Origin of the sequence: Vibrio sp. 1F169, assembly GCF_041439605.1 — a bacterium.
GTDB classification, from domain to species: domain Bacteria; phylum Pseudomonadota; class Gammaproteobacteria; order Enterobacterales; family Vibrionaceae; genus Vibrio; species Vibrio tasmaniensis_A.
On record NZ_JBGOOI010000069.1, the window covers coordinates 1 to 22,723 of the forward strand.

Sequence of the window (22,723 nt, forward strand, 5' to 3'; positions counted from 1 at the left end):
ACAGCTCGGAAGGATCCTTCAACCGATCACTTTGGCTTTAACTGATCGGCATTAGAGCCTTGTGCTCCCTTTTTCTTTTTAATACTTTTCTACTTTTAGTACATTTTGGGTTCTGTATTCGGCCTGAAAGGCACGACATTTTCAGGTTTAGGTTCTTCAAAACTACAGCGACCTTCGAGTGCATCTTGGAATTTACAGACCTGACAACGAAGCTCCTGCATGAGCACGACATTAACATGATGTGGATTTTTACAGCGACCGACCACCAAATCGATGTGACTTTGCTGAGCGCGTAGCCTGTCTTGCATAGTTTCTGAGGCCGAACAAATCATCTGTTCGCACATCTCATGTTTGAATTGATTGAATGCTTTCGGATCGCTTTTGGCGAGTTGGACCAGTTCATCAAAGGGGGGCAGTTTTTGATTTGGCTGTGGCTGTGCCATGATTCCTTCCTTAGCATTAAGCGTGTTTCATATGCTTTAAGCTTAAGAAATAAATTTGTACAAATTTTAATCTATTCTCATTTTCTCAATATTGAGACGGAATCGGTGGGTTGGGACTAGCCCTTAGCGCTTGGTATTACGATAAAAGCGTGGGCGTTAAGGTGTAAGTACAGCGTCTCTCGCCGGAAATAATGTGTTCAGTGCGGCTTACATGACACTCATTTTTGAGCAGTTCAGTGAAAACATTGAGCTCAGATTGGCATAGGCTAGGGCAACGAGTTGCTGCTTTGCAGATGGGGCAGTGGTTCTCAATTAAGATGTAGTGCTCATCATGCTCTTGAAGTTCAGCCATGTAGCCTTCGTCTTCACGAAGCTGTGTGAGTTTTTCAAGCTTACTCATGAGCGAATCACAGCCAGACAGTGCAGATTGATACTGCTTCAGAGTGTGTTGTTCTCGCTCGGCAGCAACCTTAGCCAACCCCTCTTTACCGAATAGATTTTCTACGGCATCAATTACTTGAATAGTGAGTTCACCGTGTCGGTCTGAAAACTGGCTATGGCCTTGTTGAGTCAGGGACCAGTGGCGAGTCGGGCGACCCACTTTTACTTTCACATCATGAAACGCAAGAATACCGTCATCTTCCAGGCTTTGCAGATGTTGCCTTGCACCCATTGTCGTCATGCCAAACTCTTCTGACAGTTGTTTCGCGGTTACCGCGCCTTGACGCTTAATGGTCTGTAAGATTTTGTCGCTTGTTTTCATACTATCCCTACCTCATCAACCTTACTATTATGAGGCAAGGTGTTTATAAAGCAAACCATTTACTATATTGATGGGGATTTACTATATAGACAGCGTTTTACTCTAGCGACAGCAAATGGTGAGATTTTGGTGCACTAATAAAACAAAAGGCTGATACTTGGTATCAGCCTTGGAACGTTTCTGTTAGAGCTAGTTTAGGTCTACAGGATGTGACCGATTACTTCTGGGTCTTTACGCTCTAGGTAGTGGATAGATTTGATGCGGCGAATCGTACGACAGCGGCCACGGATAAGCAGAGTTTCTGTGGTTGCGATATTGCCTGTGCGAGTGATGCCCTCTAGAAGATCACCCTTAGTAATACCTGTTGCCGAGAACACAACATTATCGCTGCGTGCCATGTCTTCCATTTTCAAGACGATGCCTGCCGTTACGCCCATTTCTGCACAACGCTCTAGTTCAAGCCCACCGTGCTTGCGGTTCTCTTCTGTATCGCCTTTTACTTCATGACGAGGAAGCAGACGTGCGTGCATGTCGCCGTCGAGTGCGCGAATAACAGCAGCAGAAACGACACCTTCAGGCGCGCCGCCGATGCAGTACATTACGTCTACTTCGCTGTCTGGCATACACGTTAGGATAGAAGCAGCAACATCACCATCTGGCACTGCGAATACACGAACGCCCATCGCCTGCATGTCGGCAATCACTTGATCATGACGTGGTTTAGCAAGAGTGGTTACTACTAGTGTATCGAGTGTTTTACCTAGTGCTTTCGCAATGTTTTCTAGGTTTTCTGTTAGTGGCAGCTCTAGGTCAATCACGCCTTTAGCGCCAGGGCCAACAACCAATTTTTCCATGTACATGTCAGGCGCTTTAAGGAAGCTGCCTTTTTCGCCTGCAGCCAATACCGCCAATGCATTTGATTGACCCATAGCTGTCATGCGTGTCCCTTCAATTGGGTCTACGGCAATATCGACAGCATCGCCGCCCACACCGACGTTTTCACCGATATATAGCATAGGTGCATCATCGATTTCACCTTCGCCGATAACAATCTCACCGCTAATTTCGGTTTTGTTTAGTAGGCTACGCATTACTTCTACAGCAGCGCCATCTGCAGCGTTTTTATCGCCACGACCAAGCCACTTGTAACCAGCTAGTGCTGCACCTTCTGTGACACGAGAGAATGACATTGCTAAATCGCGTTTCATGCGGACTCCAAAATTATCAAAGGCGGGAATAGAAATTTCGCGGCGAATTTTACCATATCCCAAAGGGAACGTTTGCTTTTTTGTTTTTTGGGGATTGCTCTCGATCAATTCGCAGTGGAAAACAGTTATTATTCATCAAAATAATCGGTTTGCCCTTGTGGCGGTAATCACTCACGTCAATATTCGGTAAAAAGCGCTGTTTTTTTCATCGAATGGCGCAAAATATCGAATATATTGAGTGTTTATCCTTGCTCTGCTGAGTAGAATGGGGAAATAAGTGGAGTGAACCTTCACCATCAAACGGATAACTTAAAGGTAGGCCAGAATGTCTTTTGAAGTACTAGAGCAGCTAGAAGCAAAAATTCAAACAGCAGTAGATACAATTGCACTTCTTCAAATGGAAGTGGAAGAGCTTAAAGAAGAGAAACAAGCACTAGCAACAGAAGCTGGTGAGCTTAAAGCAAGCCGTCACGAGCTAGAGCAAAAAACTCAGCAAATGCAGGAAGAGCATTCAGCATGGCAAGATCGCATCCGTAACCTTCTTGGTAAAATGGATGACGTAGAGTAATCGACTCTTCAGATTTAAAAAAACGCCCGCTACTCAGTAGCGGGCGTTTTCGTTTGTATTCTTATGCTTTGTGTTCTTTGGCTTGTTTTATTATTTGAAGCTGAGTGAGTTACTCGGCCTCTTCTTCTTCAACATCCAGATCGAGTTCTATATCCAAAGGCTCTGCCGAAAGAATAATGCCAGTGTTGTCTGCATAGAGGTAATCTTCCGGTAAGAAGGTCACGCTGCCAAAGTTCACAGGTACATCCAATTCGCCGACACCTTCTTGGCTTGCACCCACAGGAATAGAGGCTAAAGCCTGAATACCAAGATTCATGTCTTCTAACTCATCGACTTCGCGTACGCAGCCGTAAACCACAATACCTTCCCACTCATTGTCTTCAGCAAGTAGGGCAATCTCAGCATCGATCAGCGCTTTACGTAGTGAGCCGCCACCATCGATTAACAACACACGCCCCAAACCATCTTGTTCTAATACGGAGCGAATTAAAGCATTGTCTTCAAAACACTTTAATGTCGTGATCTGTCCTGCGAAGGATGCACGTCCACCGAAGTTGCTGAACATTGGCTCCACGACATCAACTTGATCCAAATATATGTCGCACAGTGCTGAAGTGTTGTATTCCATTAGTATACCTTTTGAACAATGAGCTTACTTTGAGTATATCGGTGCTTGATCCCTTTGCAATGATTAGTCTCATTTAACTCAATAGAGTTTGAGCTACGACAACCCCTGCAAACAATAGGTTAGTGACCAGTGAGCATTTCACTATCACTGGCATCATTGGTGCAATCTGCGCTGGTTTTTCGGTTTCCCAAACGGCCTTGCCATGTTTGTAAACAATAACAATGCTTAGTAAAAACGGCAGGCTGATCCAGACCGGTTTTTCTTGAATCAGTAGGTAGATAGCGAAAGAGGCAAGGGCGAGCCCAAGCAGTGCAAAATGATAGTGTTTGGCTTTGCGCTGCCCTAGGCGAACCGCCATGGTGCGTTTGCCACATTCGCTGTCGTTTTCGATATCACGCATGTTGTTGATATTGAGTACCGCAACCGCCATCAAGCCGCAGCCCAATGCCGGAAGGAATAGGCTTGGTTCAACATGGCCAGTGTGTAAGAAATAAGTCCCTGAAACGCCTAACAAACCGAAGAAGATAAATACCGATAAGTCGCCAAGGCCAATATAACCATAAGGTTTATTGCCGACGGTGTAAGCGATGGCTGCAACAATGGCTAATACGCCCAACGCAATGAAAGATAAGATACTCTCAATCGAGGTTAAGGCATGAAAGATAAGAATCAGCCCAGCGAGCATGGTAAATACGATGTTGAGGATGATCGCTTGCTTCATGGTTTTCGCGGTCACCGCGCCAGATTGCATTGCACGTGTTGGCCCTAGACGGTTTTCGTTGTCTGTGCCTTTTACCGCGTCGCCATAGTCATTGGCTAAGTTCGACAGAATCTGTAATAGAGTGGCGGTTAAAAAAGCCAATAGTGCGATTGATAAAGAAAAATGACCGCCAGCGAACGCTAAACTACTTCCTGTAAGAATAGAGACAAGTGCGAGAGGCAGAGTTTTTGGGCGTGCGGCATCAAGCCAAATCAGTAGAGATTGTTTCATCGTAGGTCTAATTCTTTGTAAGTCTTCGTTTCATACTGTGATTTGAGTATACGCCCATTTTTCGGGTAATAAAAAGCCCACTCGAAAGTGGGCCTTGAATTCGCTTATTAGCTGCTATTTCTTTGAGATAGAGCAATAAGTTGGAGTTTGGTGTGCTACAGGATGAAGCGGCTTAGGTCTTCGTCTTCTACGAGCTCGCCAAGCTTAGATATTACGTAAGCTTCATCAATCACCAATTTGCTGCCTGCTCGGTCTGTTGCGTCGAATGAAATCTCATCCATTAGGCGTTCCATGACTGTGTGCAGACGACGCGCACCGATGTTTTCTGTGGTTTCGTTCACACGCCATGCTGCATCAGCAATTTGGTTGATGCCATCTTCAGTGAACTCAATGCCGACATCTTCTGTTTTCATCAGGGCAATGTACTGCTCTGTCAGTGATGCCTTTGGCTCAGTAAGAATACGTTTGAAATCATGTGCTGATAGTGCTTCAAGTTCAACACGGATTGGCAGGCGACCTTGCAATTCAGGGATCAGGTCTGATGGCTTAGCCACTTGGAATGCACCTGAAGTGATAAACAAGATGTGGTCAGTTTTAACCATACCGTGCTTAGTTGATACTGTGCTGCCTTCGATAAGAGGGAGCAGGTCACGTTGAACACCTTCACGAGATACGTCTGGGCCAGAGCTGTCGCCACGCTTACAGATTTTGTCGATCTCATCGATGAATACGATGCCGTTGTTTTCAGCGTTGAAGATCGCGCTCTCTTTTAGCTCTTCCTGGTTCACAAGCTTCGCAGCTTCTTCTTCTGTTAGTGCTTTGAATGCGTCTTTGATTTTCATCTTACGCTTTTTCTTGGTGTCGCCAGCGAGATTTTGGAACATGCCTTGTAGCTGGTTAGTCATCTCTTCCATGCCTGGAGGTGACATGATTTCAACACCCATTTGTGGCGCCGCTACATCAACTTCAATCTCTTTGTCGTCTAGCTTACCTTCACGCAGTTTCTTGCGGAAAATCTGGCGAGTGTTTGAAGAGGTTGTGTCTTCAGTTGATTGCTCGTTCTGACCCCAAGCATCACGCGCTGGTGGTAGAAGGGCATCAAGAATACGTTCTTCAGCTTGTTCTTCAGCGCGGTATTGTACTTTTTCCATCGCTTGTTGATGTGTCATCTTAATCGCAACGTCCGTTAGATCACGGATGATGGTTTCAACTTCTTTACCTACGTAGCCCACTTCAGTGAACTTAGTCGCTTCTACCTTGATGAAAGGCGCATTAGCGAGTTTAGCTAGACGGCGAGCAATTTCAGTTTTACCGACACCGGTTGGGCCGATCATCAGGATGTTTTTTGGTGATACTTCAACACGCAGACTTTCTTCAAGCTGCATACGACGCCAGCGGTTACGAAGGGCGATAGCCACTGAGCGCTTAGCGTTGTCTTGGCCGATAATGTGGCGATTGAGTTCGTGAACAATTTCGCGAGGAGTCATCTCAGACATGGTTTTTCCTTAATTCTTTAATCACTGTTGAATACAACGTTATTGATGGAAGCGGTCGTTACTCTGGCTTTGGCAGTTCAACGGTGCTTTCTAGTTCTTCAATAGTGTGGTGATGGTTGGTGAATACACAGATATCGCCCGCAATGTTCAGCGACTTTTCTGCGATTTCACGCGCATCTAAATCTGTATTTTCTAATAGTGCAGTGGCTGCTGCTTGAGCGAAGTTACCGCCCGAACCGATCGCAATCAGGTCGTTTTCTGGTTGAACGACGTCACCGTTACCTGTGATGATCAATGAAGCAGTTTCATCCGCTACTGCTAGCAGTGCTTCTAATTTACGTAGAGCACGGTCGCTACGCCAATCCTTCGCCAGCTCAACGGCAGCTTTGGTTAGGTGGCCTTGGTGCATTTGCAGCTTGCTTTCAAATTTTTCGAATAGCGTGAAAGCATCTGCCGTACCGCCAGCAAAACCGGCCAGTACTTTGTTGTTGTATAGGCGACGTACTTTACGGGCATTGCCCTTCATTACGGTGTTGCCTAGAGATACTTGTCCATCACCCGCGATGACGACTTTATTATTACGACGTACAGATACAATGGTAGTCACGAGTAGGGCCTCTTAATATTTCTTATCTTTGGGTATAAAAAGTATATGAGGATGGTGCTCGGATAATTCAAGGAAGGTCGAGTGATGTCGCGCAACTTATCGGCGGAAGTTGTAAGGAAATTTGGCTAAAGGGTGTAGATAAAAGAAAACCTCCACAATGGGAGGCTTTCGGTGTTTGGTTTTTCTGCTTCTGCTTCTGCTTCTGCTTCTGCTTCTGCTTCTGCTTCTGCGGCTAAATCTATAACTACTCGGTGTCTTTCCAAATAGCACAAGGTTCGATTTTCGCTCGCTGTAGTTTATGGCGATCTCGCTCTGCATCACGCTTCAATTTATATGGCCCTAGAACCACACGGTACCAGCTACTTCCATCCTTTTTACGGATTGAACTCGAGATACCTTGGAAAGCAATATCCAACTTACGTGCTTCAGCTTGGCTTGAGGTTTTGTACGCGCCACATTGCATTATGTAAGGGATCTTCGAGATCTGTTGCTCTTTGGCTTTTACTTCAATCTCACGACTTGGCAAGGTTTCAACGTAATCCCACTTCTCCTCTGGAGGTGGCGGAATTACTTTTGCTGGTTTCGGCTTAGGCTTTGGTTTGGTTACCACTGGAGTCGGTGCTGGCGGCTCAGGATCATTACTCAATAGGTAAAGGCCGTAACCAAAACCACCGGCAAGGAGGATCGCCAAAAGACCACTACGCCATGGTTTACGGCGAGGGGCTTGTTTCTTGGTCGGTTTTTTTGTGCCACGACCGCGCTTTACATAATCTCTATTAGCCACAAGACAATTCAATAGTTGCTGATTCTGCTCTCATGGTAATCCAGATTGAGCGAGGATAACAGTGCAGAAATGGAAGCGGCACATCAAAATGTGCCGCAGAATTATAAGGATATTTCTTCAGATTAGATTCGAGGCGGCGCTGTACTACCTCGAACGACTAATTTGGCTTCAAGCAGACGCGACCCCGCTTGTACATCGTTGCCTTTAAGTACGTCGAGCATCATCAACATTGCTTGGCGTCCAATCTCATAACGAGGCTGAGAAATAGTGGTTAGCGGTGGATCGCAGTATTGAGCGAATTGGATGTCATCAAAGCCGACAATCGATAGGTCTTGAGGAACGCGTAAGCCTAATTTTTTCGCTTCTTGAATCGCGCCGATGGCCATCGCATCGTTATGACAGAAGATCGCTGTAGGTTGTTCAGGAAGAGCGAGTAATTGACGAACAGCTTGAGCGCCCGCTTCAAAGGTAAAGTCACCGACAGTGCTGTAGGCAGGATTCATTGATACTCCTGCACGACGTAGCGCTTGTTGGTAACCTTGTTGGCGGAATTTACACAGCGTTGCCGATATGGGCCCTGAGATTTGAGCGATACGTTTATGGCCTAACTGAGCTAGGTAGTTCACCGCTTCAAATGCTGAGGTCAGGTTATCGATGTGTACGGTAGGGAGTTCAAGCTCTGGGGCAAACTCACACGCCATCACCATCGGCGGTAAATTTTTTTGTTCAGGCTTACTGACATCAAACGGGTGGTCGGTGCCAAGTAGTAGCATGCCGTCAGCTTGTTTGGTGAATACTAAGTTAACAAATGAAGACTCACGCTTCTTCTGTTGGCCGCTATCACCCAGTAAAACGAGGTAGTCATTTTCTACTGCGGCATCTTCGATACCACGAATGATCTCTGCGAAATACGGGTCACAGATATCAGGAACAATAGTGATGATGGTTTTTGATTCGTTGCGACGTAAGTTTCTAGCTAATGTATTGGGTGAGTATCCAGCTTCAAGTACTGCTGTCTCAACTCGCTTACGAGTAGAAACCGAGACTTTTTCAGGGTTCATCAATGCACGTGATACCGTAGCTGTTGAAACGCCTGCTAGCTGGGCAACATCCTTCATTGTCGCCATAAATTAAACCCTCTTTTTAATTCCTTTGCTGCCTAAGTATCTAAGGCATGAATAATAAATATAATCGAATAGATATTGTGAAAGTGTTGCTAACACTTTTTTTATTGCAATATTTTATTCGTTTCACCCATGTAAAGTTACGGCTAGATTAACAAAAATCACATGACTAGTGTGAAGTTGCTCACGAGAAATATGAAATATTTGTGAACAAACTTATCATTAGTTTTAACCCAAGTGGGTTTAGCTCAGATCTTGCGGCTCAATATCGAGTGACCAACGGACTTTTTTCGCAGCGGGTAACATATTGATTGCTGGCTTGGCGCTCATTAATAGCTTTTGCATCAACGAGCGAGTCTGTGTTTGTAAAATAAGCTGCCAGCGCGATTTACCTGCTCGTTTGGCTAGTGGTGCAGGGGTTGGTCCTAGCACCATGCAATATTGGTCAAATAACGGATGCGATTCCAATGTGTGGCGCACTTGACGCAAAAACTCTTCCACTAAGCGAGTGTCATTGGCTTCCGCTCTAAACAAAGTCATGAAGGTATAAGGTGGCAACATCGCTTGTTTACGCTCTGCCAATGCAGTCTGAGCAAAGTGGTTGTAGTTTTTGTGCAGTAATGCCTGTAATAAGCCGTGTTCTGGATGGTGAGTTTGTAAGATAACTTCCCCCGGCTTACTGGCTCGTCCTGCTCGACCGGCGACTTGAGTAAACAATTGGGCCAATCGCTCAGAGGCGCGGAAGTCACTGCTATATAAAGAAGCATCAACGTCCAGCAACGCCACAAGTGTGACATCTGGGAAGTGGTGCCCTTTAGCAAGCATCTGTGTACCAATCAGAATTTGGTATTCACCTTTACGAATCGATTCTAACGCGCTTTCTAAACTGCCTTTGCGGCGAGTGCTGTCTCGGTCAATACGGATGGTTTTGTATTCAGGGAATAGCTGACCAAGTTGGGTTTCAAGTTGCTCTGTACCCACACCCACTGTTACTAAATTCGCTGAACCACAACCTTGGCAATGATGCACGATATGCTGCTGCGAGCCACAGTGGTGGCAGCGCATCTCATTGCTGTATTGATGATAGGTGTAGTAGGCATCACAACGCTTACATTCCGCTGTCCAACCACAATCGTGACACATTAATGCGGGAGAAAACCCACGACGATTGAGGAACAACATCACTTGGTTGCCTGCTTTGAGGTGTCTTTGCATTTCAGCAATCAACGACGCAGACAAGCCACTTTCTAGATATTCACCTTTAACGTCCAACACTTTATTGGTGGTCGGCAGCGCGACACCTGCACGAGAGGTCAGGGTGAGGTAACTGTATTTACCGATCTGAGCGTTGTGCAGCGTTTCAAAGGCCGGAGTCGCCGAGCCTAACACAACCGGAATCTGCGCTTTATGGGCACGCATGATGGCAACATCACGAGCGTGGTAGCGCAGGCTATCTTGCTGCTTATAAGAGGCGTCGTGCTCTTCATCGACAATGATAATGCCCAGATCCGCGAACGGTGTGAACAGAGCTGAACGAGTACCGATCACAATGCCCGCTATTTTATCACGCGCCGATAACCAAGCATTCAGTCGCTCAGAATCGTTTAAACCAGAATGGATAACCTCAACTGGAACATTAAAGCGTCGCTTAAAGCGGTTAATCGTTTGAGGGGTTAGACCGATCTCGGGCACTAACACTAACGCTTGTTTACCTTGGTCGAGAATCGGCTTGATCATATTCAGGTAGACTTCGGTCTTACCTGAGCCAGTTACACCCTCTAGCAAGAAGCAACCAAAGTCGGTTTGACTATTTACTGTCGCTATTGCTATAGCCTGTTCTTCATTGAGTTTTGGCTTATCTTGATCGTTTTCGAGCTCAACTGGCCACGGCTGGCGCTTCGGCTTTTTCTCTACCGATTCAACCCAGCCTTTCTCTTCCAACGTCTTAAGTACCGCGCTGCCCACTTCTTCATCAATGAATTCTTGATGGGGAACAGGGCCGTGCTCAAGCATGTGCATTACTTTGGCTTGTTTGACGGCACGACCAAAGCCTTGCATCAGTTGATCTCTACCTGATGGGGTCAGTTGCCATTCAACAAGCGTCGCGAAATCGGCCGCTTTGCCCTTTCGTAAGGCGCTTGGTAGTGCGTTGGCCAAGGTTTCACCTAGTGGATACTGATAGAACTGGCTGCACCATACCAAGAGTGAGTAGACCGATTCCGGCCAAACGGGTTGGTTGTCTAGTAAGGCTTTAATGGGCTTGAGTTTGTCTAACTCGAATTCAGATTCGTTAACCAGAGCCGTAACAATGCCTGTTAAGGTTTGTCGTCCAAAAGGCACAGAGACTCGACCGCCAATAATCGGAAATAGGTGGCTAGGAATCTTGTAATCGAACTGCTTGTCGAGTGGAACCGGCAGTGCCACACGGGCAATCATTGGACGCATAAAGGGACGGCTTTATCTGAGTTGACGAGAGCGAACAGTCTAATGGATAAGGGCGTTAAATTCGAGGAGCAGTTTAGATGACAGAGCTTACTTGAGGCTTGAATGCTACTGGAGCCAGAAAATAACGCTTAATGGAAGGTTTAAGGACAGTGTTGGTGAAAAATGTATCAAATCAGTTGATCCTACCTCACAGATTCATTACTATACTGCGCCTTAAAGGTATGGCTTTATCGCGGTTTAGTGATACAGCGGTGTCTTTATTTATTTTTTAACTACGTGTGGTGTCCGGCTTAGAATCGGATGGCGACGCGGCCTAATTGAGGTTTTCCCATGAAAGTTGGTATCCACCCAGAATACAAAGCAGTTTCTGCAACTTGTTCTTGCGGCAACACATTTGAGTTCAACTCAACGCTAGCAAAAGAATCAATCCACCTAGACGTATGTGACAAATGTCACCCGTTCTACACTGGTAAGCAACGTATCGTAGATACGGGCGGCCGTGTTGATCGCTTCAACAAGCGTTTCGGTGCTCTTTCTAGCAAGAAGTAATTCTCGCTATTTAGACATAAAAAGGACACTTCGGTGTCCTTTTTTGTTGCCTGAAATTTGAAAAAATACTGAATCGTATTTCATTATTAGCTCATTTAAAGTGGTAGGTTACTGGCGTAAATTTTATTTCATCGCTTACCCCAACACTCCTTCCTCGAAATTCGCTCTAAAGTTGAGCAGGCGACAGTAATTTCAACTGCCCACTGGTCTTATTAGTAGTGAAATCTCGTTTTTTAATGATACAGATGCTTCAACCACCTAGGAACTTTGAAGTACATCCATTAACATGAACAAGATCCCCCAAATAATAATATCCTAGGAACCTACACCTATGTCTGAAGACAGCCGCCAAGATCAATCCCCTCAAGAATTATCGCCTCAAGAACAATTCCGTCAGCAAGCTCTTGATTATCATGAGTTCCCAATTCCAGGCAAAATTGCCGTAGAACTGACGAAGCCTGCAAACTCTGCAGAAGACCTAGCACTGGCATACAGCCCTGGCGTAGCTGAGCCTGTTCGCGAGATCGCACAGAATGTCGATAATGTTTATAAGTACACAGGTAAAGGCAACATGGTTGCAGTTATCTCTAACGGTACTGCAATTCTTGGCTTAGGTAATCTTGGTCCTATTGCTTCTAAACCAGTTATGGAAGGTAAAGCGCTACTGTTTAAGCGTTTTGCTGGTTTAGATTCTATCGATATTGAAGTAAAACACCGCACAATCGATGAGTTCGTTGATACGGTTGCGAATATTGCAGATACATTTGGTGGTATTAACCTAGAAGACATCAAAGCACCAGACTGTTTTGAAATCGAGCGTCGCCTGATTGAGCGTTGTGATGTACCTGTTTTCCATGATGATCAACACGGTACTGCGATTGTAACGGCAGCGGGTATGCTTAACGCGATCGAGCTTCAAGGTAAGAAACTGGAAGAGTGTAAGATCGTTTGTTTAGGTGCTGGCGCAGCAGCGGTTGCTTGTATGGAGCTACTGATTAAGTGTGGCGCTCAGCGTGAGAAGATCTACATGCTTGACCGTAAAGGTGTGATCCACACTCGTCGTGATGACTTGAATGAATATAAAGAGCTGTTCGCAAATAACACGGACAAGCGCACGCTTGAAGATGTTATCGAAGGCGCTGACCTGTTCTTGGGTGTATCGGGTCCGAATCTACTGCCTGCTGAAGCACTCACGCTGATGGCTGATAAGCCAGTTGTGTTTGCATGTTCAAACCCAGATCCAGAGATCAAGCCTGAGCTTGCACACGAAGTTCGTTCTGACCTAATCATGGGTACAGGCCGCAGCGATTACCCTAACCAAGTAAATAACGTACTTTGTTTCCCATTCATTTTCCGTGGTGCACTAGACGTGCGTGCAAGCGAAATCAATGATGAAATGAAGCTGGCGGCGGTTAAAGCGATTCGTGAACTGGCGAAAGAAGAAGTTCCAGCTGAAGTACTAGCAGCTGCGGGCGAGACTGCACTGGAGTTCGGTAAGGGTTACATCATTCCTAAGCCAATGGACCCACGTCTACTTCCTCGCGTAGCACGAGCAGTTGCGGAAGCGGCTGTTGAATCTGGCGTAGCTCGTATCGAGATGCCTGCTAACTATATGGCTTAATAGCTGTTGCTCTATTGAGCCAAAAAGAATAATAAAAAACCGACTCATCTGGAGTCGGTTTTTTTATGTCTATCATTCACAGCGCAATCATAAAAAGCTATGCGCGATGTGATAAATAAGGTTCAGCTAGAGCGAATCAATAATGAAGGCAGTGACTGAGTTGTTTTTATTCTTCGTCAAACGCTTCGAACTCGATACCCATCTCTGTCATCAGCTTTTTCACTTCAGCAGGAATATCGTCTGGGCGGTCTTTACGAAGGTCTTCATCCGTTGGTAGTGGTTGGCCTGTGTACGCATGTAGAAAGGCTTCGCACAGTAGCTCACTGTTTGTTGCATGGCGTAGGTTATTAATCTGGCGGCGAGTACGCTCGTCAGTAAGAACCTTTAACACTTTTAGAGGGATAGAAACTGTAATTTTCTTTACTTGTTCGCTTTTCTTTCCATGCTCAGCATATGGGCTTATGTATTCACCATTCCAGTCGGCCATTGCGTACCTTCATCACTTTAGTTGTTAGAATAAATTAATAGTGGTGATTTTAGCGGGATTTACTGCCATAAGCAAAGACATATAGACGTCTAGAAGTGTTGACGTCTCACGTTTATGAAAGTAAAGTGAATAACATATATCTAACACAGCCGCAAAATGCCGACAAGCAGCTGTGATTCTCAGACGCAAAACTTGTAAGGAAGCACCTATGAGCAGCCGGAAGCCAGCAACCATCGCAGTACGTACTGGTATCGAGTCAGACACGCAACACCATGCCGTTGTCCCACCTATTTATCTTTCGACTAACTATGGGTTTCCCGCTTTTGGTGAAGTGCCAAAGTACGATTACACCCGTTCTGGTAACCCAAACCGCGGTTTACTAGAAACGGCACTGTTTGAGCTTGAATCGGGCAAAGGCGCGGTGGTCACTAACTGTGGTACTTCGGCGCTTAACTTATGGGTTTCTGCTTTCTTAGGTGGCGATGATCTTATTATTGCACCGCATGACTGCTACGGCGGTACTTACCGTCTGTTTAACACTCGCTCGCTAAAAGGTGACTTCAAAGTTCTGTTCGTTGATCAATCGGATCAAGCTGCGCTAGATGCGGCGATCGCGCTTAAGCCAAAGTTGATCTTAATCGAAACCCCATCGAATCCACTGGTTCGTGTGGTTGATATTGCAGAAACTTGCCGCAAAGCGAAAGAGGTTGGTGCTCTGGTTGCTGTCGACAACACGTTTTTGACACCTGTATTCCAAAAGCCTTTAGAGCTGGGTGCGGATTTTGTTATCCACTCAACCACTAAGTACATCAATGGACACTCAGATGTGATTGGTGGCGTTGTGGTCACTAAGACAGAAGAGCACGCTGAAGAGCTAGCCTGGTGGGGCAACTGTATTGGTGCGACCGGTACACCATTTGATAGCTACATGACTTTACGTGGTATTCGTACGCTAGGTGCGCGTATGCGAGTTCACGAAGAAAGCTCACGTGAAATTCTGGCGTCTCTGCAGCAGCAAGATCTCGTTGGCACTATTTATCACCCAAGTCTCCCTGAACATCCAGGTCATGATATTGCGAAGAAACAGCAGTTGGGCTTTGGTTCTATGCTGAGCTTTGAATTTTCGGGATCTTTTGAAGCACTTAAATATTTTGTGGATAAATTAGAGCTATTTTCTTTGGCTGAATCATTGGGCGGTGTTGAAAGCCTGATTTGTCACCCAGCGTCGATGACTCACCGTGCTATGGGCGAAGAAGCCTTAGCAGAAGCGGGTGTTTCTCAACAATTACTGCGCCTTTCTGTTGGCCTTGAAGATGCAGAAGACTTGATTGATGATCTCAAGCAAGCGTTTGAAAAAACACAAGGCTTTATCGCAGAAGGGGAGGTTTAATAATGACAACCTTTCGCCAGCTACATAAATTTGGTGGCAGCAGTTTAGCGAACCCTGAGTGTTACCAACGCGTGGTCAATATTCTTAGAGAATACTCGTCAGCTACTGACTTGGTCGTGGTATCGGCTGCGGGTAAAACAACTAACCGCTTGATTGAGTTTGTTGAAGCGCTCGACAAAGATGGTCGTATTGCGCATGAATGTCTACAAACCCTTCGTCAGTTCCAGCTTGAGCTGATTGAAGCGCTGCTTGAAGGTGAGTCTGCGGCTCAGCTAACGGCCACTATTCAACAAGAATTTACTGCTTTAGGTGAGCTAACTGCTCCTCTAAGCGAATCGCAAAAAGCACAGGTGTTAGGACACGGTGAGGTTTGGTCTTCACGTTTGTTAGCTGCTCTGTTGTGCCAACATGACTTACAAGCAGTTGCTCAAGATGCGCGTGCCTTTTTACGTGCAGAAGCGGGGGCTCAACCCGAAGTGGATCGCGCGCGTTCTTATCCTCTGATTAAAGAAGTTTTGGCTCAGCATACGCATTGCCGAGTGGTGATTACGGGCTTTATGGCTCAGAACTGCGAAGGCGAAACGGTACTGCTAGGTCGTAACGGCTCGGATTACTCAGCAACTGTGATTGGCGCCTTGGCTGAAGTTGAACGTGTGACGATTTGGAGTGACGTGGCGGGCGTATACAGCGCTGACCCTCGTTTGGTTTCGGATGCGTGTTTACTGCCTCTGCTTCGCCTTGATGAAGCGAGTGAACTCGCTCGTCTGGCGGCTCCAGTGCTCCATAGCCGAACGCTACAGCCTGTGGCTCAAAGTGCTATGGATCTCAGCTTGCGCTGCAGCTACCAGCCAGAGGCGGGCTCTACACAGATAGAGCGTGTACTGGCATCGGGTCGTGGCGCAAAAATCATTACCTCTCTGGATGAAGTTCTGATCGTGCAGCTGACTTTTGGTCACGGTCATGATTTTGACCGTTTAGAAAGTGAAGTACTGGAAGGGCTTAAGCGCGCTCAACTTGAGCCGCTTGCTTATGAGCTTGAACCCGATCAGCACTGTTTGCGCCTTGCTTATACAGAAGAGATCGCTGGTGGCGCTTTAGAATATCTACAAGATCACGCGATTGAAGCGGAAATTAAGCTCAAAGAAGGTTTCTCTCTAATTGCAGCAGTGGGTGCTGGTGTGACTAAGAACCCGAACCATTGCTACGGTTTCTACCAGCAGCTTAAGAGCTCGCCGGTTGAGTTTATCTCAGAAGCGAACTCTGGCTTAAGCTTGGTGGCTGTGATTCGTAAGAGTGAAACATCAAGCCTAGTGAAAGGCATTCACTCTCAACTGTTCCAAGCGCAAAAGCGTGTTGCGATTGCCTTGTGTGGTAAGGGCAACATTGGTTCAAGTTGGTTAAGCTTGTTTGCTGAACAAAAGGCTGAACTTGAAAAGCGTCGTGGAATGAACTTTGAATTGGTTGCGGTGGTTGATAGCCAAACTTATTGGTTCGATGATCAAGGCATTGATGCGACTTCTGTGAGCAAGCGTTTTGATGATGAAGCGATTGCCAGTAACGGCAACGACTGGCTAGAGCGTTTGGGTTCTATTCAGGGCTACGATGAAGCGGTTGTGTTAGATGTCACTGCAAGCCCTGTGCTTGCAGCAAAGTACCTGCAAATTGCACAACAAGGTATTCACCTGATCTCGGCTAACAAGGTGGCAGGTTCTGCATCAAGTGAGTATTACCATCAAGTACAGGATGCTTTCGCTAAGATCAGCCGTCACTGGTTGTACAACGCGACAGTCGGCGCTGGCTTACCGATTAACCACACGGTACGTGACCTGCGCGAAAGCGGTGACGATATTATTGCTCTGTCAGGTATCTTCTCGGGCACTCTATCTTGGTTATTCCAACAGTTTGATGGCACGGTGTCATTCAGCGAGTTGGTTGACTTAGCGTGGCAGCAAGGCCTGACGGAACCGGATCCTCGCGCTGACCTCGATGGCTCAGACGTGATGCGTAAGCTAGTGATTCTGGCGCGTGAATCGGGTTTAGATATTGAGCCTGAAAACGTCAAAGTAGAATCATTGGTACCTGAAGAATTACAAGATCTGTCAGTGGATGACTTCTTTGATAAAGCTTCTGTACTGAGTGAAGAGTTGGCCGAGCGTTTAGAGAAAGCGCAGTCTCAACAGAAGGTCCTTCGTTACGTAGCGCGTTTAGAGAAGAATGGTAAGGCAACGGTAGGCGTTGAAGCGTTATCTAAAGAACACGCTCTGGCGAACTTACTGCCTTGCGACAACATCTTTGCGATCGAGAGCAAATGGTACAAAGATAATCCATTGGTTATTCGTGGCCCAGGTGCTGGCCGTGAAGTGACAGCTGGTGCAATTCAGTCTGATTTAAACAGAATGTCTAGCCTGTTTTAATACTTAGAGCGGTTGGTTTAGTACTTAGAGCGATTGGCTTAATAGTCAGATCAATTGCTTTAATACTCAGATTAATTGTTTAAATGCGTAAATAGCATACTATCCACTAAGATAAATAAGGCTGAAAGCACGATGTGTTTTCAGCCTTTTTTCTACATTATTTCTTCTTTGCGACCCACCTATCGGCTTGAGCTTTTCTCACTATCTACTTGAAAAAAATTCATAATGGATCTGTTGACATTAAATCGTATTCAATTCATTCTGGAGACATATAGACGTCTAAACGTCGCTAGGGATTTGAGATTATTTAGTGGTTGCTTTTGCCACAGGGAGAGTAAGATGGGATACACACACGCAAGTCATATCGACGCTTTAAATCAGAATATTGCAGAGCTTTCTGACAACATCAATGTGTCATTTGAATTTTTCCCACCAAGCAGTGAGAAGATGGAAGAGACCCTGTGGAATTCTGTTCACCGTCTTAAAACACTTCAACCTAAATTTGTATCAGTAACCTATGGTGCAAACTCGGGTGAGCGTGATCGTACCCACTCAATCATTAAAGAAATTAAGAACCAAACAGGCTTAGTTGCTGCACCACACTTAACGTGTATTGATGCTAGCCGCGAAGAGCTGATTCAAATTGCCGACGATTACTGGGCAAATGGCATTGAAAGTATTGTTGCGTTGCGCGGTGATATTCCAGCAGGCGGTGGTGCGCCAGATATGTATGCGTCTGATTTAGTCGAGCTGCTTAAATCTCGTCACGACTTTGATATATCAGTAGCGGCATTCCCTGAGGTTCACCCTGAAGCAAAAAGCGCTCAATCTGATCTTATTAACCTAAAGCGTAAAGTGGATGCGGGTGCAAACCGTGCAATCACTCAGTTCTTCTTCGATGTCGAAAGCTACTTACGTTTTCGTGACCGTTGTGTGGCGGCTGGCGTTGACGTAGAGATTGTACCGGGTATCTTGCCGGTTTCTAACTTCAAGCAAGCGTCTCGTTTTGCTGCGATGAATAACGTAAAAGTACCAGGTTGGATGGCGAAGCAGTTCGAAGGCTTGGATGATGATCCAACAACTCGTCAGTTAGTCGGTGCTAGCCAAGCGATCGATATGGTTCGTACGCTAAGCCGTGAAGGTGTGAAAGATTTCCACTTTTACACGCTAAACCGTGCAGAAATGACTTATGCACTTTGCCACACATTAGGTGTTCGTCCACAAGTCGCTGCGCTTTAAGTAAAGTCTAGGAAGTAAAGCCCAAGCGCTTGTAAAAGCTTCTGGTAGTAACATTTCAAATCCTATAGATACAAAAAAGGCTTGGACTCTAAGAGTTCAAGCCTTTTACTTTTCTAGTTTCTAGTTTCTAGTTTCTAGTTTCTAGTTTCTAGTTTCTAGTTTCTAGCTTAACTTAAGCAAGAGCGCCAAGTTCAAGCAGTACTTCGTCAGCCCATACAATCCATGCTTCACGGATCAGTAGGTTACGACGAAGCGTTAGACGCTCTAGGCGTGCTTGCTTGTCTAGTGTAGATGGCGTTGCGTAGTAAGCCGCTTCGATTTCTTTGTAGTGAGAAACCAGCTTGCGAGACTCTTCTACTAGTTCAGCAAGCTGTACACGGTACGCATCAGAAGGTTGTACAGCACAAGCGATTAACTTAGCTGAGAACTCGTCACGAACGGTTGGGTGTGCAGTTGGTTGTTCAAACCATTCACCTAGCGCGCCACGGCCAGCATCGGTGATAGAGTAAACTTTACGATCAGGTTTGCCTTCTTGAGGCTCAAGTACGCAAGTTACCTGGTCGTTCTGAGCCATTTTATTTAGCTCGCGGTAAACTTGTTGGTGGCTAGCTTTCCAGAAGTAACCAATGCTTGCGGAGAATTCTTTTGTGATATCGTAACCAGTAGCATCGCGTGTACTTAAAACGGTTAAAATTACGTGTGGTAATGACATGTCTGAAATCCAAATGGTAAACAGTAAACAAATACTTGAACAACAAGTGTGCTTCTATGGCACGTTATATTGGTTATGTTCAAGTAGCACCAACTTAATCGTTGGTTATGTCACCTTACAAAGCCGTTTATCACCTAGGTTGACCAGTTTATTGGTCGAGTGCCGCAGATTATTATTTTGGAGTGTTTCTGCAGCGGAGCAGTAGTATATCTAAATAATAAGCATAAAGTAGAATACATGGACAAAATAACCCAAAAAACTGACAAAATACTCATTAGTGGTCATTTGGTGAAATAAAAAGGCCGCCAATGGCGACCTTTTGTTTATTTTGTAGATGAAATCACTAATTAACCAGTGTTTCGCATACCTGCTGCAATACCTGCAATCGTCACCATTAGCGCTTCTTCTAGCTCTGCTGGTGGTGTTTCACACTTACGAGTACGGTAAAGCAGTTCCGCTTGAAGCATGTTTAGTGGCTCAACATAGATGTTACGTAGACGAATTGACTCAAGTCCCCAAGGGTCGCTTTGCATCAAGTTCTCGTTATTTTCTACATTCAGCACCGCTTTGATGTCTTTTTGCAGCTGTTCACGCAGTAACTCACCCAGAGGTAATAGCTCTTCGTCAACAAGTCGCTGGTCGTAGTACTTAGCGATTTCCATGTTGCACTTCGAGTACACCATTTCCAACATACCTAGACGAGTCGAGAAGAATGGCCATTCACGACACATCTCTTCAAGTAGCGCTTGATGGCCTTGATCGACAGAGTATTGAATCGCTTCACCAGCGCCTAACCATGCAGGAAGTACCAAACGGTTTTGGCTCCACGAGAAGATCCATGGGATCGCACGTAGGCTTTCTACGCCGCCGTTCGGGTTACGTTTCGCAGGACGAGAACCAAGAGGTAACTTGCCTAACTCTAGCTCTGGCGTCGCTTGGCGGAAGTAAGGAACAAACTTCTCTTCACCACGAACGACGTTGCGGTAAGCTTCGCAAGATACTTCAGACAGCACTTCCATTAGGTCGCGCCATTCTTGTTTTGGCTCTGGTGGTGGCAGAAGGTTCGCTTCTAGAATCGCACTTGCGTATAGGTTGAAGCTATTAACTGCAACATCTGGCAAGCCAAGTTTAAAGCGGATCATTTCGCCTTGTTCAGTTACACGTAAGCCGCCTTTCAAGCTTTTAGGTGGCTGAGAAAGAAGAGCTGCGTGCGCTGGCGCACCACCACGACCAACCGTACCGCCACGACCGTGGAATAGAGTCAGCTCAATGCCTTCTTCTTCACAAACCTTAACCAGCTTGTCCATTGCATCATACTGAGCCCAACCTGCAGACATTACACCGGCATCTTTAGCTGAGTCAGAATATCCGATCATCACCATTTGGTGGTTCTGGATAAAGCCACGGTATAAATCGATGCTCATTAGCTGTTTCATTACGGCTTCTGAGTTGTTCAAGTCGTCTAGCGTTTCGAACAATGGACATACGTCCATGCGGTACGGGCAACCACATTCTTGTAGAAGCAAATGTACAGCCAATACATCCGAGGCAGTACGAGCCATAGAGATCACGTAAGCACCAAAGGCTTCTCGAGGTTGAGCAGCAACGACCTTACAGGTGTCTAAAACCTCTTTGACCTGCTCAGATGGCTCCCAGTCGCGTGGTAACAGTGGGCGCTTTGAGCTTAATTCATTGGTTAAGAAAGCAACCTTATCTTGCTCGCTCCATTGGTCGTAATCACCAATGCCTAGGTAGCGAGTCAATTCAGATAGCACATCTGAGTGACGAGTACTTTCTTGACGAACATCGAGACGAACCAAATGCACGCCGAATGCTTTTAGGCGGCGTAGCGTATCAAGTAGAGAACCGTCCGCGATTACGCCCATGCCACATTCGTGCAGTGATTGGTAACATGCGTAAAGTGGTGTCCAAAGTTGGTCTATGTTCTGGAGAGTTTCTTTCTTCGGTACTTCTGCGTCATGCAGTTTTGCATCAAGCACTTCTAGCGTGTTGTTGAGCAGAGTACGTAGGCTCTTCAGGATTGCACGGTAAGCTTCGTGCTCATCGCCAGCCAATTCACGAACGGCATCATTACACTTGGTCATCGACAGTTCGGTAATCAACTCGTTCACGTCACCTAGGTATAGATCAGCGGCTTTCCAGCGAGACAGACGCAGTACTTCTTTAGTGATGGTGTGCGTTACGAATGGGTTACCATCGCGGTCACCACCCATCCAAGATGAGAAATGAACAGGGCGCGCATCAATTGGCAGGCCTTCACCAAGGTAACCTTTTAATCGACCATCCATTTCACGTAGGAAATCAGGCACAGCTTCCCAAAGTGAGTTTTCGACAACCGCAAAGCCCCACTTAGCTTCATCAAGTGGCGTTGGGCGCTGCTGACGAATTACATCAGAGTGCCAACCTTGAGCAATAAGTTGCTCTAGGCGGCGTTCTGTCTTGGCACGCTCTTTGTGTGATAGGTCGCTTAATTCTAATTTAGACAGACACTCGTTGATCTTAACCAGTTTGTTGATCATGGTGCGACGAGTGATTTCTGTTGGGTGTGCAGTCAGAACGAGTTCAATGTTCAGGTCGCGAACGGCTTGAGCCGCGTCTAGCTTGCTGATGTCATTCTGATTTAATTTGGAAAATAGAGATTGCAGCACATCTGGTTCACAAACATGCTCCTCACAGTGGCGAGAGATAGTATGGTATTGCTCTGCCATGTTGGTGAGGTTGAGAAATTGGTTAAATGCACGAGCAACAGGAGTGAGTTGTTCGTTCGGCAGGTTTTTGATTTCTTCAACTAGGCTGTCACGGTCAGCTTTGTTGCCTGCGCGGGCGGATTTGGAAAGTTTACGGATAGTCTCCACTTTCTCTAAGATAACGTCACCATGTGCATCTTGGATTGTGTTACCTAGCAAGCGTCCCAGCATGCTTACGTTACTCTTGAGAGCGGCGTATTTCTCGTTCATTGTCATCCTGCCTCGTAAAAAAATTACATCCATTGTTCCTTGTTAAGTACACAATCTAGCGAAAAGTGCTGTATCTAGTCAAATAAAGCATTCTAAGTTTGCAATTATTAGGTTTAAAAATGCGGGAGAAGTAAATTTTTCAAAACTTAGGGAAAAAGTGAAATTTAATTACAAGATCGGGCTGTGTCAGGGATAACAGAATAAAAGCCACCTTTTCGGGTTAACACTGATCATTTAAGCATTTTCCTGATCAGTTGAACGATCCTACAGATGGTT

Annotated in this window: 19 protein-coding genes; 6 read left to right on the forward strand and 13 right to left on the reverse strand. The window is 45.9% G+C overall.

The features are described from left to right. Positions 1 to 95 precede the first annotated feature (95 nt). The 3 genes from ACED53_RS19125 to glpX all read right to left on the reverse strand — a co-directional run bounded on the left by ACED53_RS19125 (position 96) and on the right by glpX (position 2,414). A complete protein-coding gene (locus ACED53_RS19125; RefSeq protein WP_012604966.1) occupies positions 96 to 443 on the reverse strand; it encodes a DUF3135 domain-containing protein in 348 nt (115 codons plus the stop codon). 136 nt (positions 444 to 579) lie between these two features. Beyond that, complete coding sequence (locus ACED53_RS19130) at positions 580 to 1,206, reverse strand: metalloregulator ArsR/SmtB family transcription factor (RefSeq protein ID WP_017101502.1); 627 nt, start codon at positions 1,204 to 1,206, stop codon at positions 580 to 582. A gap of 200 nt (positions 1,207 to 1,406) precedes the next feature. Further along, complete coding sequence (gene glpX / locus ACED53_RS19135) at positions 1,407 to 2,414, reverse strand: class II fructose-bisphosphatase (RefSeq protein WP_017101501.1); 1,008 nt, start codon at positions 2,412 to 2,414, stop codon at positions 1,407 to 1,409. A 325-nt stretch (positions 2,415 to 2,739) separates the two neighbouring features. Here glpX and zapB point away from each other — a divergent pair, with 325 nt between their 5' ends. Then, complete coding sequence (gene zapB, locus ACED53_RS19140; RefSeq protein WP_009848877.1) at positions 2,740 to 2,982, forward strand: cell division protein ZapB; 243 nt, start codon at positions 2,740 to 2,742, stop codon at positions 2,980 to 2,982. Positions 2,983 to 3,091: 109 nt separating this feature from the next. On the opposite strand, the gene rraA is transcribed toward zapB, so the two are convergent. From rraA to priA, 7 genes are all read right to left on the reverse strand, one after another. After that, positions 3,092 to 3,610 (reverse strand): ribonuclease E activity regulator RraA, encoded by a 519-nt coding sequence (gene rraA / locus ACED53_RS19145; protein WP_017101500.1) that lies wholly within the window; start codon positions 3,608 to 3,610, stop codon positions 3,092 to 3,094. Between the two features lie 73 nt (positions 3,611 to 3,683). Then, on the reverse strand, positions 3,684 to 4,601 hold the full coding sequence (locus tag ACED53_RS19150; protein ID WP_017101499.1) for a 1,4-dihydroxy-2-naphthoate polyprenyltransferase: 918 nt from the start codon (positions 4,599 to 4,601) through the stop codon (positions 3,684 to 3,686). A gap of 155 nt (positions 4,602 to 4,756) precedes the next feature. Beyond that, complete coding sequence (gene hslU / locus ACED53_RS19155) at positions 4,757 to 6,097, reverse strand: HslU--HslV peptidase ATPase subunit (RefSeq protein ID WP_009848880.1); 1,341 nt, start codon at positions 6,095 to 6,097, stop codon at positions 4,757 to 4,759. Between the two features lie 58 nt (positions 6,098 to 6,155). After that, positions 6,156 to 6,704, reverse strand: coding sequence for an ATP-dependent protease subunit HslV (hslV, locus tag ACED53_RS19160; RefSeq protein ID WP_004729692.1), 549 nt, complete (start codon positions 6,702 to 6,704; stop codon positions 6,156 to 6,158). Positions 6,705 to 6,948: 244 nt separating this feature from the next. Next, positions 6,949 to 7,488, reverse strand: coding sequence for an SPOR domain-containing protein (locus tag ACED53_RS19165; RefSeq protein WP_009848881.1), 540 nt, complete (start codon positions 7,486 to 7,488; stop codon positions 6,949 to 6,951). A 122-nt stretch (positions 7,489 to 7,610) separates the two neighbouring features. Beyond that, positions 7,611 to 8,615, reverse strand: coding sequence for a DNA-binding transcriptional regulator CytR (gene cytR, locus ACED53_RS19170; RefSeq protein WP_009848882.1), 1,005 nt, complete (start codon positions 8,613 to 8,615; stop codon positions 7,611 to 7,613). Positions 8,616 to 8,855: 240 nt separating this feature from the next. Continuing rightward, positions 8,856 to 11,057, reverse strand: coding sequence for a primosomal protein N' (gene priA, locus ACED53_RS19175; RefSeq protein WP_017101498.1), 2,202 nt, complete (start codon positions 11,055 to 11,057; stop codon positions 8,856 to 8,858). A gap of 330 nt (positions 11,058 to 11,387) precedes the next feature. Here priA and rpmE point away from each other — a divergent pair, with 330 nt between their 5' ends. Further along, a complete protein-coding gene (gene rpmE / locus ACED53_RS19180; protein ID WP_009848884.1) occupies positions 11,388 to 11,606 on the forward strand; it encodes a 50S ribosomal protein L31 in 219 nt (72 codons plus the stop codon). Between the two features lie 331 nt (positions 11,607 to 11,937). Continuing rightward, positions 11,938 to 13,227, forward strand: a complete 1,290-nt coding sequence (locus ACED53_RS19185; protein ID WP_017101497.1) for a malic enzyme-like NAD(P)-binding protein — start codon at positions 11,938 to 11,940, stop codon at positions 13,225 to 13,227. Positions 13,228 to 13,393: 166 nt separating this feature from the next. Here ACED53_RS19185 and metJ read toward each other — a convergent pair whose 3' ends face one another. Beyond that, on the reverse strand, positions 13,394 to 13,714 hold the full coding sequence (gene metJ / locus ACED53_RS19190) for a met regulon transcriptional regulator MetJ (RefSeq protein WP_004415993.1): 321 nt from the start codon (positions 13,712 to 13,714) through the stop codon (positions 13,394 to 13,396). Between the two features lie 208 nt (positions 13,715 to 13,922). On the opposite strand from metJ, the gene ACED53_RS19195 reads away from it, so the two are divergent. From ACED53_RS19195 to metF, 3 genes are all read left to right on the forward strand, one after another. Beyond that, positions 13,923 to 15,104: an O-succinylhomoserine (thiol)-lyase gene (locus ACED53_RS19195; protein WP_029225379.1), complete on the forward strand. Its 1,182-nt coding sequence runs from the start codon at positions 13,923 to 13,925 to the stop codon at positions 15,102 to 15,104. A gap of 2 nt (positions 15,105 to 15,106) precedes the next feature. After that, positions 15,107 to 17,518, forward strand: coding sequence for a bifunctional aspartate kinase/homoserine dehydrogenase II (locus ACED53_RS19200; protein WP_017099988.1), 2,412 nt, complete (start codon positions 15,107 to 15,109; stop codon positions 17,516 to 17,518). Between the two features lie 339 nt (positions 17,519 to 17,857). Then, positions 17,858 to 18,757 (forward strand): methylenetetrahydrofolate reductase, encoded by a 900-nt coding sequence (gene metF, locus ACED53_RS19205; RefSeq protein ID WP_009848888.1) that lies wholly within the window; start codon positions 17,858 to 17,860, stop codon positions 18,755 to 18,757. A 172-nt stretch (positions 18,758 to 18,929) separates the two neighbouring features. On the opposite strand, the gene ACED53_RS19210 is transcribed toward metF, so the two are convergent. Both ACED53_RS19210 and ppc read right to left on the reverse strand, forming a co-directional pair. Beyond that, positions 18,930 to 19,469 carry a PadR family transcriptional regulator gene (locus tag ACED53_RS19210; RefSeq protein WP_009848889.1) on the reverse strand — a complete coding sequence of 180 codons (540 nt, stop codon included), beginning with the start codon at positions 19,467 to 19,469 and terminating at the stop codon, positions 18,930 to 18,932. A gap of 347 nt (positions 19,470 to 19,816) precedes the next feature. Beyond that, complete coding sequence (gene ppc, locus ACED53_RS19215) at positions 19,817 to 22,453, reverse strand: phosphoenolpyruvate carboxylase (protein ID WP_017099989.1); 2,637 nt, start codon at positions 22,451 to 22,453, stop codon at positions 19,817 to 19,819. Between the last annotated feature and the right edge of the window lie 270 nt (positions 22,454 to 22,723).